The following is a 17,232-nucleotide window of genomic DNA, read 5'->3' as shown; positions in this document are numbered from 1 at the left end:
GCAGGGCCTGCTATTCGATGGCAGTGGAAGCACAGCGAACAAGACCGGCGGGCGCCTCCAGGCGGCCGTCGCGGATCATGCCGTCCTTCGTCTCGAAGATCACGGTGCCGATGCGCCGCTTCCTTGGCCATCACATCTTTTCCAGCCTGACGCGGCGTATCCTGTTCCTCAACCTTGCCGGCCTCGCCGTGCTGGTGACCGGCATCCTCTATCTCAACACCTTCCGCGACGGGCTGATCGACGCCCGCGTCGAAAGCCTGATGACCCAGGGCGAGATCATCGCCGGCGCCATCGCCGCTTCGGCGACGGTCGAGACGGATTCGATCAGCATCGACCCGGAAAAGCTGCTTGAACTGCAGGCCGGCGAAAGCCTAGGGCCGGGCTCCGACCAGCTCGACAATCTCGATTTCCCGATCAACCCGGAGCGTGTCGCCCCGGTGCTGCGAAGGCTGATCTCGCCGACCAGAACCCGCGCCCGCATCTATGACCGCGACGCCAATCTGCTGCTCGATTCGCGCCACCTCTATTCGCGTGGCCAGATCCTGCGCTACGACCTGCCGCCGGTCGAGGAAGAAGAGCCCGATCTGGTCGAGCGCATCCAGAAATTCGTCTTCGACTTCTTCCGCAACACCGAGCTGCCGGTCTATCACGAGCAGCCGGGCGGCAATGGTGCCGCTTTCCCGGAAGTGGTCAAGGCGCTCACCGGCAGCCCTTCGACCATCGTGCGCGTCAGCGAGCAGGGCGAGCAGATCGTTTCGGTGGCGGTGCCGATCCAGCGCTTTCGTGCCGTCCTGGGCGTGCTGATGCTGTCGACCGAAGGCGGCGACATCGACAAGATCGTCGCCGCCGAGCGCAAGGCGATCCTGCGCGTCTTCGGCATCGCGGCCCTTGTCACCGCCATCCTGTCGATGCTGCTCGCCTCGACCATCGCCAATCCGCTGCGCCGGCTGTCGGCGGCGGCGGTGCGAGTGCGGCGCGGCGTCAAGAGCCGTGAGGAGATCCCCGACTTTTCCGACCGCCAGGACGAGATCGGCAATCTGTCGATCGCCATACGCGACATGACCAACGCGCTCTACGCCCGGATCGAGGCGATCGAAAGCTTCGCGGCCGATGTCTCGCACGAGCTGAAAAACCCGCTGACGTCGCTGCGCAGCGCGGTGGAGACCTTGCCGCTGGCCAAGAACGACGATTCGCGCGGCCGGCTGATGGATATCATCCAGCACGATGTCAGGCGGCTGGACCGGCTCATCACCGATATTTCCGACGCATCGCGCCTGGACGCGGAACTCGCGCGTGAAGATGCGGGAACGGTCGACCTGAAGAAATTCATCACCGATCTGGTCGCCGTTTCGCGCGAAGCGACGCGCAACAAGAAGGCGGTCGAGATCGAGTTCAAGGCCGCCAAACTGCCGCAGGGCGTCAAAGGCTATGTCGTCGTCGGCCATGATCTGCGCATCGGCCAGGTCATCACCAATTTGATCGAGAACGCCCGTTCCTTCGTTCCCGAGGATCATGGCCACATCAGCCTGTCGCTGGCGCGTGCCGGCAAGTTCAACATCGTCACCGTCGACGACAATGGCCCCGGCATCCGGGCCGACAACATCGACCGCATCTTCGAGCGCTTCTACACGGATCGGCCGGCCGGCGAGGCCTTCGGCCAGAATTCGGGCCTTGGCCTGTCGATATCCAGGCAAATCGTCGAGGCCCATGGCGGCACGCTCACCGCCGAGAACATCCCTGGCACCAAACCCGGCGAGATCAAGGGCGCGCGTTTTGTGGTGACGTTGCCGGCCGAAGGCTGAGAGCATGAATTCCAACCACGCCTGGTCCAGCCGTGCAGCCTGAAAACATTCACGCGACAATGGTTTTGATCGGCGAGCGCGGCATTCTCGTCACCGGAGCCTCCGGCTCGGGCAAGACGGCGCTGGCGCTGGCGCTCATCGATCATTGTCGCCAGCGCGGATCGTTCGCGCGGCTCGTCGGTGACGATCAGCTCTTTGTCGAGGCGCATGCCGGGCGGCTGCTGTGCCGCGCTCCCGCCGCCATAGAAGGCCTCGTCGAGGTGCCTGGGCTCGGCCCCCGGCCTCTGCCATTCGAGCCGGCAGGCCTCGTCGACCTGCATGTCCACCTGGTGCCGGCCGATGAAGCGCCGCGCTTCCAGGAGGATGCCGCAAGCAGCATCGTGGGTTGTCTGGTGCCACAGGTCGATGTGGTCGAACGCAATATCCCGGCGGCCTTACCGGTCGTGATGGCGCGGCTGTCGATCGCGCCTTTTCTATGATCCGCTCCGGGTTTTTTGCTGCAATGCGTCAAAATGGCATGCGCCTGCGCAATTTTGGGCTTGTCAACGGGCCGCGCGTCGACAAGATAGCGCTCCCGCCGCCTGGATTGGCTGGCGAGCATAAAATGCGCCTGTGAAGCGGCGATGACGGGAGCCACCAAAGAATGATCGGACTCGTGCTTGTAACGCACGGTCAACTGGCCACCGAGTTCCGACATGCCGTCGAACATGTCGTCGGGCCACAAGACAATTTCGAAACCGTGGCGATCGGTGCCGACGACGATATGGAGCAGCGTCGGCGCGACATTGTCGACGCGGTTGCCCGGGTCGACACCGGGGCGGGCGTCATCGTGCTGACCGACATGTTCGGCGGCACGCCCTCCAATCTTGCCATCTCGGTGATGGAGTCCGGCCGCACCGAGGTGATCGCCGGCATGAATCTGCCGATGCTGATCAAGCTCTCCTCGATCCGCAAGGGCGACAACATGGCGGCCGCCCTTGATGAGGCCCAGGCCGCCGGTCGCAAATACATCAATGTTGCCAGCCAGCTCCTGAGCAGCAAATGACCGCGCTGTCCCCGGAAAAAGATCAGATAGTCCGGGATTTTCCCATCATCAACCAGCGCGGCCTTCATGCGCGCGCTTCGGCGAAGTTCGTCCAGCTGGCCAGCGGCTTCGATGCCTCGGTGCATGTCGAGAAGGATGGCGTCAAGGTTGGCGGCACCTCGATCATGGGCCTGATGATGCTGGCGGCAAGCCCCGGCTATTCGATCCGCGTCACCGCCAGCGGGCCGGAGGCCCAGCAGGTCATCGACGCCCTGGAGCAACTGGTGGCGTCCCGCTTCGGCGAGGAATGCTGATCTGGTAGAGCGCCCATATGCACCCGCGAGACATGCAGGGATAAAGATTTCTTTATATCCCATTGTCGTCTTCACGCCGATCTGCTAGTCAGGCCGGCAATTCGCGCCCTTGGACGCGCCGACCGGCGCGGGCGCATCCGCAACCATTCGCAGCATAACAATTCGGAGCACTGCCATGACGGGTAGCAAGGACTATGTGGTCGCCGACATCTCGCTTGCCGGCTGGGGCCGCAAGGAACTCGAGATCGCCGAAACCGAAATGCCGGGCCTGATGGCCTGCCGTGAGGAATTCGGCCCCAAGCAGCCGCTCAAGGGTGCGCGCATCACCGGCTCGCTGCACATGACCATCCAGACGGCGGTGCTGATCGAGACGCTGAAGGCGCTTGGCGCCGATATCCGCTGGGCCTCCTGCAACATCTTCTCGACCCAGGACCATGCGGCCGCGGCCATCGCCGAGGCCGGCATCCCGGTGTTTGCCGTCAAGGGCGAGTCGCTGGAGGAGTATTGGGACTACACCGACAAGATCTTCCAGTGGGCCGATGGCGGCCTCTCCAACATGATCCTCGATGATGGCGGCGACGCCACCATGTACATCCTGATCGGCGCCCGCGCCGAGGCCGGCGAGGACGTGCTGTCCAACCCGCAGAGCGAGGAAGAGGAATATTTCTACGCCCAGGTCAAGAAGCGCCTGAAGGCTTCGCCCGGCTTCTTCACCAAGCAGAAGGCGGCGATCCGCGGCGTCACCGAAGAGACGACCACCGGCGTCAACCGGCTCTACCAGCTGCAGAAGAAGGGCCTGCTGCCCTTCCCTGCCATCAACGTCAACGACTCGGTCACCAAGTCGAAGTTCGACAACAAGTATGGCTGCAAGGAATCGCTGGTCGACGGCATCCGCCGCGGCACCGACACGATGATGGCCGGCAAGGTCGCTGTCGTGTGCGGTTATGGCGACGTCGGCAAGGGCTCGTCGGCCTCGCTCAAGGGCGCCGGCGCCCGCGTCAAGGTCACCGAGGTCGATCCGATCTGCGCCCTGCAGGCGGCGATGGACGGTTTTGAAGTCGTCACGCTGGAAGATGCGGCGCCCACCGCCGACATCGTCATCACCACCACCGGCAACAAGGATGTCGTCACCCTCGACCATATGCGCTCGATGAAGGACATGGTCATCGTCGGCAACATCGGCCATTTCGACAATGAGATCCAGGTCGCCGCGCTGCGCAATTTGAAATGGACCAACGTCAAGCCGCAGGTCGATATGATCACCTTCGCGGACGGCAAGCGGATGATCCTTTTGTCGGAAGGACGGCTGCTCAATCTCGGCAACGCCACCGGCCACCCGAGCTTCGTCATGTCGGCATCCTTCACCAACCAAGTGCTGGCGCAGATCGAGCTCTACACCAAGCCCGGCCAGTACGAGAACCAGGTCTATGTCCTGCCCAAGCATCTCGACGAAAAGGTCGCGCGCCTGCATCTCGACAAGCTCGGCGCCCGCCTGACCGAACTGTCGGGTGAACAGGCCGCCTATATCGGCGTCACGCCGCAGGGTCCGTTCAAGCCGGAACACTACCGCTATTAACCAAAGCTAAAATTACTACCAGATATTGAGGCCGGGCGATTGACTTTTCGCCCGGCCTTATTTTTGCGCGCCATCAGCCTTCACGCCGATTCGGCGAGGGGTTATTGTCAGGTGATTCGGCGATGCTTCCAGCCCGAGAGGGTCAAGAGAGGCACGCATCAGGGCGGTCTTGCATTCAGGCGGCGGAGAGGACCAAGACATGCCGGGGCAACACCCGCACAGAGCGGGACGGGCCGTTTCCGGCGGCCATGACGATTCGGGGATTGCTGGCTCCGCCCTGGAAGGGGGGAGCCTGTCCTGGCGCGCCCGCGCGTCGACATTCCTTGCCACCTCCGCGCTCGCGGGGCCCTTGGCCGGCGCCGCCGCGCATGCCGAGACCGCTGTTGCCAGCGTCGCCGGACTGTCGGTGAGCGCCATTGATGTCATGCAGCTTGCAGTGTTCGTCGGCGTGACGGGTGCCGCACTGATATCGGCCATCGTTCTCATCCGCGAAAGAGCCCGCACCTCGGCGGAGAATGTCGAACTCAGGAGCCGCCTCGCCGACATCAACGCGGCGCTCCGCCGTTCCGAGGCGCTGCTCAATCTGCGCGACCAGCGCGTCGTCGTCTGGGCTGCGGAAAACAAGAAGCCCGAGCTCATCGGCACATTGCCCGTCGAAAGCGGCGCTCCCGAGGATAGGGCCGCTTTTCTTGCTTTCGGCCGCTGGCTGATGCCGCGTTCGGCGGCGGCACTCGAACATGCCGTCGCGGGATTGCGCGAAAAGGCCAAACCCTTCGACCTGGTCGTCGAATCGCAGGCCGGTGCGCCGCTCGAAGTGCATGGCCGCAAGAGTGCCGCGCATGTGCTCGTGCGTTTCGTCTCGCTCTCGGAGACGCAGCGCAGCCAGGCCAGGCTGAAGATCGAGAACCAGCGGCTGGCCGCCGACCACGACACGATGATCGGCCTGCTCGACGCGCTGAACATGCCGGCGTGGCTCCGCAGCGAGGATGGCGGGCTGAGGTGGGTCAACCGCGCCTATGCCGATGCCGTCGAAGCCGAAAATGCCGAAGCCGCGGTTCGGGAGAAGAAAGAGTTCCTCGGCGGCCAGGCGCGCGATGCGATTGCCGCCCAGCACAGGACGCATCCGGTTTTCGAGCAGTCGCTGTCCACCGTGATCGAAGGCGATCGCCGTGTGTTCGCGGTCACCGATTTCGCCGGCAGCGATGGCTCGGCCGGCCTTGCCTGCGACACCAGTGCCATCGAAGCCGTTCGCGGCGAATACGAACGGACGGTGCGAAGCCACGCCGACACGCTCGACCAGCTCAACACGGCGGTCGCCATTTTCGACACCGACGAGAAGCTGCGGTTCTTCAACCAGGCCTTCCAGAAGCTTTGGGGCCTGGATGCAGGCTTCCTGCACAGCGCTCCAGACAATGCCTTGCTGCTCGACCGGCTGCGCAGCGAAGGCAAGATCGCCGAACAGCCTGAATGGCGCCGCTGGAAGGAAGGCCTGCTCGGCGCCTATCGCGCTGTGGAATCCCAGGAACATTGGTGGCATCTGCCGGATGGCAAGACCATCCGCGTCGTCGCCAACCCCCAGCCCAAGGGCGGCGTGACCTGGGTGTTCGAGAACCTGACCGAGAAGATGGACCTCGAGAGCCGCTACCAGACAGCGGTGCGGGTCCAGGGCGAGACGCTCGACAATCTTGCCGAAGGCGTAGCGGTGTTCGGACCCGACGGCAGGCTCCGGCTGTCGAATCCTGCCTTTGCCACGCTCTGGGGATTGAGCGGCGAAGCGGCCAAGCCCAGCGTCCATGTTTCCACCATCCGCGACCTTTGCGACCGGCAGGCGGCGGACAGCCCCTGGCCCGGCTTTGTTGCCGCCGTCACCGGCTTCGACGACGAGCGCCGCGACCGCCACGGACAGACCGAGCTCAACAACGGCAACGTGTTGAGTTACGCCATGATCCCGCTGCCCAACGGGCAGGTGATGATGACCTTCGTCGACGTCACCGACAGCGTCCATGTCGAGCGGGCGCTGAAGGACAAGAACGAGGCGCTGCAAAAATCCGACCAGCTCAAGAACGAATTCGTCCAGCATGTTTCCTATGAACTGCGCTCGCCGCTGACCAACATCATCGGCTTCACCGAACTCCTGTCACAGCCCACGACCGGTCCGCTGACGCAGAAGCAGCGGGAATATGTCGAGCATGTCAGCTCCTCCTCCGCGGTCCTGCTCACCATCGTCAACGACATACTCGACCTGGCGACGGTGGACGCCGGCATCATGCAGCTCGATATTTCCGAGGTGCAGGTCGATCGCACCATCGCCGCTGCGGCCGAACTGGTGGCCGACCGGCTGGAAGAGCATTCGATCAGGCTCGAGGTCGAAGCAGCCTCGGCGCCGAAGACGTTTCACGGCGATGAGGTCCGCGTCCGCCAGATCCTCTACAATCTGCTCAGCAACGCCGCCAATTACGCCCCGGAAGCCAGCACCATACGGCTCACTTGCCGCCATCTGGCGGACGGGGTGGAATTCTCGGTTCATGACGACGGTCCCGGCATGCCGCCCGATGTGCTCGATTCGGTGTTCCGCCGTTTCGAGCCGCGCGCCAATGGCGGCCGCCGGCGCGGCGCCGGCCTCGGCCTGTCGATCGTCAAGAGCTTCGTCGAGCTGCATGGCGGCAGCGTTCGCATCGAAACCGGCAAGGACAAGGGCACGACCGTCATCTGCACCTTTCCAGACATGCCGGGCATCCGTGCCGCGGCCGAGTAGCGCGTTCGATGACCGGATTGGTGCTGGAGCGATTACTCGCCGACGAGACCCAGACAGCGCGGCTGGGCGAAGATCTGGCGCTGTCGCTGCGCCCAGGCGACGTGCTTGCCCTGAAGGGCGATCTGGGCGCCGGCAAGTCGACGCTGGCGCGGGCCTTGATCAGGACCTTGGCCGACGATGCCGGCCTCGACGTTCCGAGCCCGACCTTCACGCTGGTGCAGAGCTACGACACCCGCATTCCGGTGCATCATTTCGATCTCTACCGCCTGTCCTCGGCCGACGAGATCGATGAGCTTGGGTTCGACGAAGCCTTGGCGCAAGGTGCTGCTTTGGTCGAATGGCCGGAGCGGGCGGAAGCCCATCTGCCGAAAACCACGGTCCTGATCGAGCTCGTCCAGCATGGCGACGGCCGGCTGGCACGATTGTCGGGGCAGGGACCTGCCTTCGATCGGGCCGCACGGTCGCTGGCCATGCGCGACTTTCTCGTGAGCGCCGGCTGGGCGCAAGCGCAGCGCCGCCATTTCATTGGCGATGCTTCTGCCCGCTCTTACGAGATCGTTTCGCTGCCGGGCCAAAAGCCGCAAGTGCTGATGAACTCGCCACGGCTGGTGCTCGGCCCGCCGGTCCGCGACGGCAAGCCCTATGCCGAGATCGCCCACACCGCCCAGTCGGTTTCCGCTTTCGTCGCCATCGACCGCGCCTTGAAGGCAGGCGGCGTCAGCGTTCCGGAAATCCATGCCGAGGACCAGGAGCAGGGATTCCTGCTACTCGAACATCTTGGCTCGGAAGGGTTCCTCGGCAGCGATGGCCAGCCGCTGCCCGAGCGCTGCGCGGCGGCGGCCGAGCTGCTGGCCATGATGCATGGCAGGACCTGGCCGCAGCGCCTGGAAACAGGGCATGGCGGCTTCCACGATGTCCCGCCTTTCGACCGCGAGGCCATGATGATCGAGGCCGATCTGCTGGTCGACTGGTACGTGCCGGCAATAACGGGCAGCACGGCAAGCGGTGCCTTGCGCGCCGGCTACCACAAGCAATGGGGCGCGCTCCTCGACCGGCTGCACGGCCGCGAATATACGCTGATGCTGCGCGACTTTCATTCGCCCAACATCATCTGGCGCGGCGACCGTTCAGGGCATGATCGGCTGGGCATCGTCGATTTCCAGGACGCGCTGATCGGCCCGTCCGCCTATGACGTCGCCTCGCTGGCCATGGACGCGCGTGTTACGATGTCGCCCGAGATCGAGAGAAAGACGCTGGATGCCTATGTCGCGGCGCGCCACGCAGCCGGTGCTTTCGACGAGGCAAGCTTCCTGGAATCCTACGCCATCATGGCGGCGCAACGAAATTCCAAGATCCTCGGCATCTTCGTCCGCCTCGAAAAGCGCGACGGCAAGCCCTATTATCTAAAACACCTGCCGCGCATTCGCGATTATCTGCGCCGGGCCTTGTCTCATCCGGCGCTGGCAAGCCTGCGCGAGTTCTACGATGCCCACGGTTTGCTGGAGGAGCGAGCGCTGTGACAGCAGGACCGGACACCGCCATCGTACTTGCCGCCGGCCTTGGCAAACGCATGCGGCCGATTACCGACACCATTCCCAAGCCGCTGGTCAGGATTGCCGGCAAGACGTTGCTCGACTGGAGCCTCGACAGCCTGGCTGCCGCCGGTGTCGCGAAGGCCGTGGTCAACATCCACTATTTTCCCGAACAGATCCTCGCCCATGTCGCCGCGCGCCGCGCGCCAAAAATCGTCATTTCCGACGAGAGCGAACAACTGCTCGATTCGGCCGGCGGCATCGTCAAGGCGCTGCCGGAACTGGGCGAGCGACCCTTCTACATCCTCAATGCCGACACCTTCTGGATCGATGACGGTCCTCTCAATCTCCAGCGCCTCGCCCTTGCATGGGACGCGGCGAAAATGGATATTCTGCTGATGCTGGCGGATCTCCAACAGGCGACCGGACACTGCGGCAGCACCGATTTCCTGGTGGCGCCGGATGGCGGCTTGCGGCGTTCAAAGGGGGATCCGGCGGGGCTGATCTATGCCGGCGCGGCGATCGTCCATCCGCGCGTGTTCAAGGGCGCACCGACCGGGCCGCACTCGCTCAACGCCTATTTCGATTCCGCCATCGCCGCAGGGCGCCTGTTCGGCATGCCCATGCATGGCCACTGGATCACCGTCGGCACGCCCGATGCCGTACCGCTCGCGGAAGCGGCGGTCGCCGGTGCGCTCATCGAGTCGCAATGAGCGGCTCCAGCCGCGTTTTCTCGATCCCGCCCGGAGCGCCGTTTCTGCCGACGCTTGCCGAGGCGCTGCTTGCCGGTCGTCTTGTTCCGGGGTTTCGATTCGACGGCGACCCGCTCGCTTTGGTCGATGTCACCATCTATGTGCCGACACGCCGTGCCGCGCGTGCCTTGCGGGGTGTCTTCGTCGACAGCCTGGCGGCACGCGGCGGCGGCGGCTCGGCGATCCTGCCGGTCATCCGGCCACTCGGCGAATTCGACGAGGATGAGGCTGCGTTCGAGACCGAGGCATCGGCGGCCATCGATCTGGCGCCGCCGATTTCGGCAACCGAACGCCTGTTGCTGCTGACGCCGCTGGTGCGCGCCTGGAAACGCCGGCTGCCGGCACATGTCGCCGCCCTTTTCGCCGAGGAGATCGTCATCCCGGCTTCCACCGCCGACGCGATCTGGCTGGCGCGCGATCTCGCCCGGCTGATGGACGAGATCGAGACGGAAGGCACCGACTGGGCCAAGCTCACCGATCTGGTGACCGGCAATCTCGCCGGATGGTGGCAGGTGACGCTCGAATTCCTCGGCATCGTCACCGAAGCCTGGCCGAAATTCCTCGCGGAAAGCGACCGCTCCAATCCGGCCGCGCATCGCAGCGCGCTGATCCGCGCCGAGGCGGCGCGGCTGCAGCGCAATCCGCCCGCCGGCCCGGTCATCGCCGCAGGCTCGACCGGCTCGATACCAGCGACGGCCGAATTGCTTGCCGCGATCGCGCGCCTGCCCGGCGGCGCCATCGTGCTGCCGGGTCTCGACCGAACGCTGGACGAAGCGTCGTTCCAGGCGATTGCCGCGCCTGGCGCGCGTCCAGCCGTACTCGGCCACCCGCAATATGGCTTGGCCAGGCTGATCGGCAAGATCGGCGTATTGCGCGGCGACGTCGAGGAGATTGGCGTGGCCGAACCGCGACGTGCGCTTCGCGCTGCCCTTGTCGGCGAAGCGCTGCGGCCGGCCGAAACCACCGAACTCTGGGCCGAGACACGTGCCGGTTTCCCGGCGTCCGACATTGCCGGCGCCTTCGCCGAGGTGACCTTGCTCGAAGCCGCCAGCGAACGTGATGAGGCCGTCGCCATCGCCGTCGCGCTCAAGCGCGCGGTCGAACAGCCCGGCCAAAGGGCGGCTCTCGTCACCGGCGACCGCGCATTGGCGCGGCGCGTCTCGATCGAGCTCCAGCGCTTCGGCGTCGTTGCCGACGATTCCGGTGGCACACCGCTCGCCAACACCCCGGCGGCCAGCCTGCTCAGGCTGGCGCTCGAGGCACTGTTCCGGCCAGGCGATCCGGTTGGCCTGCTGTCGCTGCTCAAGCATCCGCTGCTCGGCCTCGGCCTCGAACGGGCCGATGTGCGCCACGCGGCGGAGCTGATCGAACTGGTGGCGTTGCGCGGCGGGACCGGCCGCCCCGACATCGTTTCGCTACCGGAACTGTTCGAAGCCCGCCTCACCGGCTTGGGCGGCGGCAGCCGGCAGCCCTTCTGGTTTTCCCGGCTGACCGTGCGCTCTATCGAAACTGCGCGGAATTTGCTCGAACGTCTCAAGCAGGCGCTGGCGCCGCTCGCAGCCTTCCGAGGCCGGGATGACGCCGACCTTGCCGCGCTTGTCAGGGCCAGTGTCGTGACACTCGAAAATCTCGGGCGCTCCGCCGACGGGGGTCTTGGCGAGATCTATGCCGGTGACGCCGGCGAGAAGCTTGCCGAACTGCTGCGCGGGCTGGTCGCGGCTTCGGCTTCGCTGTCCTTCGCGGCGACCGAGTGGCCCGACATCATGGCGGCGCTGATCGCGCCTGAAACGGTCAAGCCGGCACAAGGCACCGACCGGAACATCGCCATCTGGGGCGCGCTGGAAGCCCGGTTGCAGACCGTCGACACGCTGGTCATCGGCGGGCTCAACGAGGGCGTATGGCCGCGCAAGCCAGAGAGCGACCGCTTCATGTCGCGGCTGATGAAGACCGGCATCGACCTCGAGCCGCCCGAGCGGCGTATCGGCCTTGCCGCGCATGATTTCCAGATAGCCATGGGCGCCGGGAAGGTGGTGCTGTCCCGCTCGGCACGTGCCGGCGATGCACCCGCCGTGCCGTCGCGCTGGCTTCGGCGGCTGCTGACCTTCATCGGCAGCGACCAGGCAGCGGAGCTGCGACGGCGTGGCGATGAGCTGCTCGCCTGGGCGCGCGCGCTGGATGCCGGCCCAAGGCAGGATTTCGCGCCACGGCCGCAGCCGAAGCCGCCGCCGTCGGTGCGCCCGACGCATTTCTCGGTCACCGAGATCGAGACCCTGCGCCGTGATCCCTACGCCGTCTATGCAAGACGCATCCTCGGCCTGATGCCGCTCGATCCGGTCATTCGCGATCCTGGTGCGGCCGAGCGCGGCACGCTGTTTCACGCCATCCTGCACCTGTTCTCAGGCAGCGTCGCCGATCCGCGCGCTCCCGATGCGCTTGCCGGCCTCATCGCCGCCGGCCGCGCCTGCTTTGCCGAAGCCGCCCTTCCGGCCGATGTCGAGGCGGTGTGGTGGCCGCGCTTCGAGAAACTCGCCGCCAACATCATCGAGTGGGAGCGCACGCGCGCTGATGCTGTGACAAGGCGCCATGCCGAGGAGCGCGCCGGAAAGACCGTTGTCGGCCAATCCGGCGTGACGCTGTCCGGCTACGCCGACCGCGTCGACCTTCTGGCCGGCGGCATGGCCGACATACTGGACTACAAGACCGGCTCCTCGCCGTCCAAGGCGCAGGCGCACACACTGCTTGCGCCGCAACTGGCGCTGGAGGGCGCGCTGCTCAGGCGCGGCGCCTTCAAGGATTTGGGCGTGCGTGAGCCCTCTCAACTGGCTTTCATCAGGCTGAAGCCGAATGGCGAGGTGTTCGAGGAATCCATCCTCGAACACAACCGCCAGCCGCGAACCGCGACCGATCTTGCCGAAGAGGCTTGGGCACGGCTGGAAAAGCTGCTGATCCACTATGCGGACCCTGCGACCGGGTATCTGTCGCGCGCGCTGCCGTTCCGCGAAGGCGAGACGGATGGCGACTACGACCATCTTGCCCGCGTGCTCGAATGGTCGGCAGGCGGCGATGCCGGCGACGAGGGAGGGGAGGCATGAAGAAGGCCTATCCCATTCCCAGCGACACCGCGACCAGCCAGGCCCGCGCCGCCGACCCCGGCAATTCCGCCTGGGTGTCGGCCAATGCCGGCTCCGGCAAGACCCATGTGCTGGCCCAGCGCGTCATCCGGCTGCTGCTGCGCGGCACCGATCCGTCGAAGATCCTGTGCCTGACCTATACGCGCGCCGCCGCCGCCAACATGTCGAACCGGGTCTTTTCGACACTGTCGGAGTGGACGACGCTTGGTGACGTGGATCTGACGGCAAAGGTCGAGGCGCTGGAGAGGCGCCGGCCCGATCTCGAGACCATGCGCCGGGCGCGGCGCCTGTTCGCCGAGGCGCTGGAAACGCCCGGCGGGCTGAAGATCCAGACCATCCACGCCTTCTGCGAATCGGTGCTGCACCAGTTCCCGCTGGAGGCCAACATCCCGGCCCATTTCGAGATGCTCGACGGCCAGATGGAGGCATCGCTGTTTGCCGCGGCGCGCCGCGAGATGATTTCGGGCACGTCCGCCGGTGACAGGGATCTGGCCGAGGCTTTTGCCTCCATTCTCGATCGGGGCGGCGAAGCCGGGCTCGACGCCTTGCTGGGTGAGATTGTGCGCAAGCGCGACGGCTTGCGCCATTTCATCGACGCGGTCGGGCGCGATGGCACGCACTTCCAGGCCCTGTTCGACGAATTCCATTTCCATCCAGGCCAGACAGCCGAGGGCATAGCCGCTTCGGTATGGCCGTTGCCGGGCTTCCTGCCCGACTATTTTGCCGGCTTCGCCCACGCCGCCGAGGCCACCGACGCCAGATCGGTGCTGAACAACATCCTGCCCTATGCGCGGCAGGCCTTTGCCGAGGGCGATCCCATTCGCCGCCTGCAACTGCTCGCGCGAGCCTTCCTCAAGACCGATGGCGACGCTTACGACCCGGCAAAGGCCTTCAAGAAGGCCCTGGTCGACCGGTTGCCGGATCTGGCGGAGCGTTATCTCTCGGCCGCCAACGCCATAGTCGAAACCACCGATCGGCTGGCCCTGTTCCGGATGCTTGAAGGCACGGCTGCCGCGCTGACCATCGCCGACTGGCTGATCGCCCGCTACGAAATGCTGAAGCGCAGCCGCGGCTTCCTCGATTTCAACGACCTGATCACCCGCACCGTCAACCTGCTGGCGCGGCCGGACGCCGGCCCCTGGGTGCAGTACAAGCTCGACCAGGGCATCGACCACATCCTGCTCGACGAGGCGCAGGACACCAGTCCGGACCAATGGGAAGTGGTGAAACGGCTGGCGGAGGAATTCTTTGCCGGCTTTGGCGCACGCGACAGGGTCCATCGCACGGTGTTCGCCGTCGGCGACGAGAAGCAGTCGATCTATTCGTTCCAGGGTGCGGCCCCGGACTCCTTCGCCGACAGCCGGCTGTTGTTTGCCGGACGAGTGCGTGACGCCGAGGCGTCCTTCGCCGATCTCAAGCTGACCTGGTCGTTCCGCTCGACCGACGATGTTCTGACCGCGGTCGACCGCGTCTTCGCCGATCCAGCCGTGCGGCGCGGCATCAGTCATGATCCCGATCCGCTTCGCCACCAGGCGATCCGCACCGACGCGCCGGGCTATGTCGAGGTGTGGCCGTCGGTCGGCGCCGATGTTGTCGATGAGCCCGACGACTGGACGCAAGCCATCGACCATGCCCACGCGCCGGCGGTGCGCGTGGCCGAGAACGTCGCCGCCACCATCGCCGGCTGGATCGGCAGTGGCGAAATCATCGAAGGCCGCGGCAAGCGGCTGCGGCCGGGCGATGTGCTGGTGCTGGTGCGCAAGCGCGATCGCTTCGTCCATGCCCTGACCCGCGCACTCAAACGCCGCGACATTCCGGTTGCCGGCGCCGACCGGTTGAGCCTGCCCGGGCACATCGCGGTCAAGGACCTGATCGCGCTCGGTCACCTCCTCATCCAGCCGCAGGACGATTTGTCGCTTGCCGCCGTGTTGCGCAGCCCGATCTTCGATCTGCCGGAAGAGGCGCTTTTCACGCTCGCCGCGCAGAGGCCGGCCGGCCTGTCATTGATCGCATCGCTGCGACAGCACGCCGGCGAAAGCGAGAGACTGGCGAAGATCGTCGCCCAGGTCGACATCTGGACGAACGAAGCCGCGTTTAAGCCGGTGTTCGAATTCTACGCCGCCCTGCTGGCGCGCGATGGCGTGCGCCGCAAGATGATCGCGCGGCTCGGGCCCGAAGCCGGCGATATTCTCGACGAGTTCCTCAGCTTCTGCCTTGCCGAGGAGCGAACCGGCCTGCCGGGGCTCGAAGCCTTCCTGTCGACACTGGAAAACGCCGGTCCCGAGATCAAGCGCGAGATGGACCAGACCCGCGACGAGATCCGGGTCATGACCGTGCACGCCGCCAAGGGCTTGGAAGCGCCCGTCGTGTTCCTGGTCGATGGCGGTTCCGCGCCGTTCAGCGACCAGCATTTGCCGCGCCTGATGCCCTTCGATGGCTCCGGCGCGAACTGGGACGGCAAGGGCTATCTCTGGCGTTCGGCCAGCGAGGTCGCCAACGGTTTTTCGAAAGCGGCGGCCTCAAGGGCACGAGAACTCGCCGACGACGAATACCGCCGGCTGCTCTATGTCGGCATGACCCGTGCCGAGGACCGGCTGATCGTCTGCGGCTATCATGGCAAGCGGGCGCCGAACGCCGGCACCTGGCACTCGATCGTCAGCCGCGCGCTGATCGGTGCGCCGGAGAGCGAGCAGCGTGCGCATCCCGCCGGCGGCGAGCCGGTGCACCGTTTCCATGTCACCAAGCTGCCCCCCGTCGCGCCAAGTTCCGCCGATCAGGTACGGCAGGCCGACGCTTTCGGGCCTTTGCCGGCGACGCTGTTCCGGCCCTTGCCGCCCTTCGAGGATCTGCCGCGTCCGTTGTCGCCATCGGGCGCCTCGGCGCTGATCGACGAAGGCAAGCAAGCCGTTGTCGACAAGGCGTCGCCGGTGCTCGACGCCGATGCCGAGCCCGGCCTTGCCGTGCTGCGTGGGCTCGCCCTCCACAAACTGCTGCAGATGCTGCCCGGTATTGCCGAGCCCGAACGTGCGGGAGCGGCAGAACGCTATCTCTTGCGAACTGGTGCGGACTGGCCGCCATCAGAGCGTGAAAAGGCCCTGGCGTCGGTCACATCGATCCTTGCCGATCCCGGCTTCGGTCAGCTGTTTGCGCCATCGTCGCGTGCCGAGGTTGCGATCATGGGCAGCTTGGAGGTCAAGGGCAAGAAGCGCTCGATTTCCGGCAAGATCGACCGGCTGGCGGTAACGCCGGACACGGTATCGATTGTCGACTACAAGACCAACCGGCCGGCGCCCGCCACTCTGGCCGAGGTGCCGCCGGCCTATGTCCTGCAGTTGGCGCTCTACCGCGCGCTGTTGCAGCCGCTCTATCCCGGCCGCACGGTCAAGGCGGCCTTGCTGTTCACCGAGGCGCCGCGGCTGATCGAACTGCCTGCCAGCGCCATGGACGACGCCCTTGCTCGACTCACGGGAGCGTGACACAACACCTGCTTGAAGAAGGGCGCGATCACCACCACATTTGGTGGGACAAAAACTTTCAAAAGGATTTTTCCATATGGCAACCGTGAAGGTCGACAAGAGCAACTTCCAGGCTGACGTGCTTGACGCCAACGTACCGGTCGTCGTCGATTTCTGGGCGGAATGGTGCGGTCCCTGCAAGATGATTGCGCCGGCGCTCGAAGATATCGCCACCGAACTTGGCGCCAAGGTCAAGATCGCCAAGCTCAACATCGACGAGAATCCGGAGCTTGCCGCCCAGTTCGGCGTGCGCTCGATCCCGACGCTGATGATCTTCAAGGGCGGCGAAATGGCCGACATGAAGGTCGGTGCCGCGCCGAAGACCGCGCTGTCGCACTGGATCAATGGCAACCTCGCCTGACCCATCTGAAATTCCTGATATCAAGCCCGGCCTCGCGCCGGGCTTTTTGTTGGCGTCATCGGTGCGTGGCTCTGGCCCTCGCGTCCGGGCACTCCATGTCATCTGCTCGAGGCAGACAGGAGAACCCCATGACCGGATCCGCCAAGGCCACCGTCTTCATCGACAACGAGCGTGTCATCGTCACCGAATACCGCTTCGCGCCGGGCGAGAACACCGGCTGGCATCGCCACGGCCACGACTACGTCGTCGTGCCGCTGATGGACGGCAAGGTGAAGCTGTTGACCAAGGACGGCGAATCCTTCGCCGAGATGAAGAAGGGCGCGCCCTATTTCCGCAAGGAGGGCGTAGAGCACGACGTCATCAACGCCAATGAAGGCGAATACGCCTTTATCGAGATCGAGCTGAAGTAACGTCGCCTATCAATGCGCTGGAAATCCACCGCGTGATGGCACGCCATCAACTGCCACCTT

At 65.3% G+C, this 17,232-nt stretch carries 12 protein-coding genes; all 12 read left to right on the top strand.

Annotated elements, in window-relative coordinates; all coding sequences use genetic code 11:
* The first annotated feature begins 17 nt into the window (after positions 1 to 17).
* The 12 genes from A9K65_RS02345 (at position 18) to A9K65_RS02290 (ending at position 17,172) form a co-directional block, all read left to right on the top strand.
* Positions 18 to 1,802: a sensor histidine kinase gene (locus A9K65_RS02345; protein ID WP_013528336.1), complete on the top strand. Its 1,785-nt coding sequence runs from the start codon at positions 18 to 20 to the stop codon at positions 1,800 to 1,802.
* A gap of 32 nt (positions 1,803 to 1,834) precedes the next feature.
* Positions 1,835 to 2,281 carry an HPr kinase/phosphorylase gene (locus A9K65_RS02340; RefSeq protein WP_198327552.1) on the top strand — a complete coding sequence of 149 codons (447 nt, stop codon included), beginning with the start codon at positions 1,835 to 1,837 and terminating at the stop codon, positions 2,279 to 2,281.
* 164 nt (positions 2,282 to 2,445) lie between these two features.
* Positions 2,446 to 2,847, top strand: a complete 402-nt coding sequence (locus A9K65_RS02335; protein ID WP_010912939.1) for a PTS sugar transporter subunit IIA — start codon at positions 2,446 to 2,448, stop codon at positions 2,845 to 2,847.
* Positions 2,844 to 3,140 carry an HPr family phosphocarrier protein gene (locus tag A9K65_RS02330; protein WP_013528333.1) on the top strand — a complete coding sequence of 99 codons (297 nt, stop codon included), beginning with the start codon at positions 2,844 to 2,846 and terminating at the stop codon, positions 3,138 to 3,140. Before A9K65_RS02335 ends, A9K65_RS02330 begins: the two co-directional genes overlap by 4 nt.
* A 175-nt stretch (positions 3,141 to 3,315) precedes the next feature.
* Entirely contained in the window at positions 3,316 to 4,716 is a 1,401-nt protein-coding gene (gene ahcY, locus A9K65_RS02325; protein WP_013528332.1) for an adenosylhomocysteinase, read from the top strand.
* A 199-nt stretch (positions 4,717 to 4,915) separates the two neighbouring features.
* A complete protein-coding gene (locus A9K65_RS02320; RefSeq protein WP_064992856.1) occupies positions 4,916 to 7,471 on the top strand; it encodes a PAS domain-containing sensor histidine kinase in 2,556 nt (851 codons plus the stop codon).
* 8 nt (positions 7,472 to 7,479) lie between these two features.
* Entirely contained in the window at positions 7,480 to 8,991 is a 1,512-nt protein-coding gene (gene tsaE, locus A9K65_RS02315; protein ID WP_064992857.1) for a tRNA (adenosine(37)-N6)-threonylcarbamoyltransferase complex ATPase subunit type 1 TsaE, read from the top strand.
* Entirely contained in the window at positions 8,988 to 9,716 is a 729-nt protein-coding gene (locus A9K65_RS02310) for a nucleotidyltransferase family protein (protein ID WP_064992858.1), read from the top strand. The genes tsaE and A9K65_RS02310 overlap by 4 nt, the downstream gene beginning before the upstream one ends.
* Positions 9,713 to 12,847 carry a double-strand break repair protein AddB gene (gene addB, locus A9K65_RS02305; protein ID WP_064992859.1) on the top strand — a complete coding sequence of 1,045 codons (3,135 nt, stop codon included), beginning with the start codon at positions 9,713 to 9,715 and terminating at the stop codon, positions 12,845 to 12,847. Before A9K65_RS02310 ends, addB begins: the two co-directional genes overlap by 4 nt.
* Positions 12,844 to 16,362: a double-strand break repair helicase AddA gene (addA, locus tag A9K65_RS02300; protein WP_064992860.1), complete on the top strand. Its 3,519-nt coding sequence runs from the start codon at positions 12,844 to 12,846 to the stop codon at positions 16,360 to 16,362. Before addB ends, addA begins: the two co-directional genes overlap by 4 nt.
* Before the next feature lie 76 nt (positions 16,363 to 16,438).
* Complete coding sequence (trxA, locus tag A9K65_RS02295; RefSeq protein ID WP_013528326.1) at positions 16,439 to 16,762, top strand: thioredoxin; 324 nt, start codon at positions 16,439 to 16,441, stop codon at positions 16,760 to 16,762.
* Positions 16,763 to 16,890: 128 nt separating this feature from the next.
* Entirely contained in the window at positions 16,891 to 17,172 is a 282-nt protein-coding gene (locus A9K65_RS02290) for a cupin domain-containing protein (RefSeq protein WP_013528325.1), read from the top strand.
* Positions 17,173 to 17,232: the final 60 nt, after the last annotated feature.

This window comes from Mesorhizobium sp. WSM1497, from assembly GCF_001672455.2.
Lineage (GTDB): Bacteria > Pseudomonadota > Alphaproteobacteria > Rhizobiales > Rhizobiaceae > Mesorhizobium > Mesorhizobium ciceri.
This window is presented reverse-complemented; position numbering and strand designations above follow the sequence as displayed.

Excerpts from the sequence above, each read along its gene's own strand:
- A9K65_RS02345 (WP_013528336.1), top strand. The coding sequence starts at position 18 with ATGGCAGTGGAAGCACAGCGAACAAGACCGGCGGGCGCCTCCAGGCGG.
- A9K65_RS02335 (WP_010912939.1), top strand. The coding sequence starts at position 2,446 with ATGATCGGACTCGTGCTTGTAACGCACGGTCAACTGGCCACCGAGTTC.
- A9K65_RS02330 (WP_013528333.1), top strand. The coding sequence starts at position 2,844 with ATGACCGCGCTGTCCCCGGAAAAAGATCAGATAGTCCGGGATTTTCCC.
- ahcY (WP_013528332.1), top strand. The coding sequence starts at position 3,316 with ATGACGGGTAGCAAGGACTATGTGGTCGCCGACATCTCGCTTGCCGGC.
- A9K65_RS02320 (WP_064992856.1), top strand. The coding sequence starts at position 4,916 with ATGCCGGGGCAACACCCGCACAGAGCGGGACGGGCCGTTTCCGGCGGC.
- tsaE (WP_064992857.1), top strand. The coding sequence starts at position 7,480 with ATGACCGGATTGGTGCTGGAGCGATTACTCGCCGACGAGACCCAGACA.
- addB (WP_064992859.1), top strand. The coding sequence starts at position 9,713 with ATGAGCGGCTCCAGCCGCGTTTTCTCGATCCCGCCCGGAGCGCCGTTT.
- addA (WP_064992860.1), top strand. The coding sequence starts at position 12,844 with ATGAAGAAGGCCTATCCCATTCCCAGCGACACCGCGACCAGCCAGGCC.
- trxA (WP_013528326.1), top strand. The coding sequence starts at position 16,439 with ATGGCAACCGTGAAGGTCGACAAGAGCAACTTCCAGGCTGACGTGCTT.
- A9K65_RS02290 (WP_013528325.1), top strand. The coding sequence starts at position 16,891 with ATGACCGGATCCGCCAAGGCCACCGTCTTCATCGACAACGAGCGTGTC.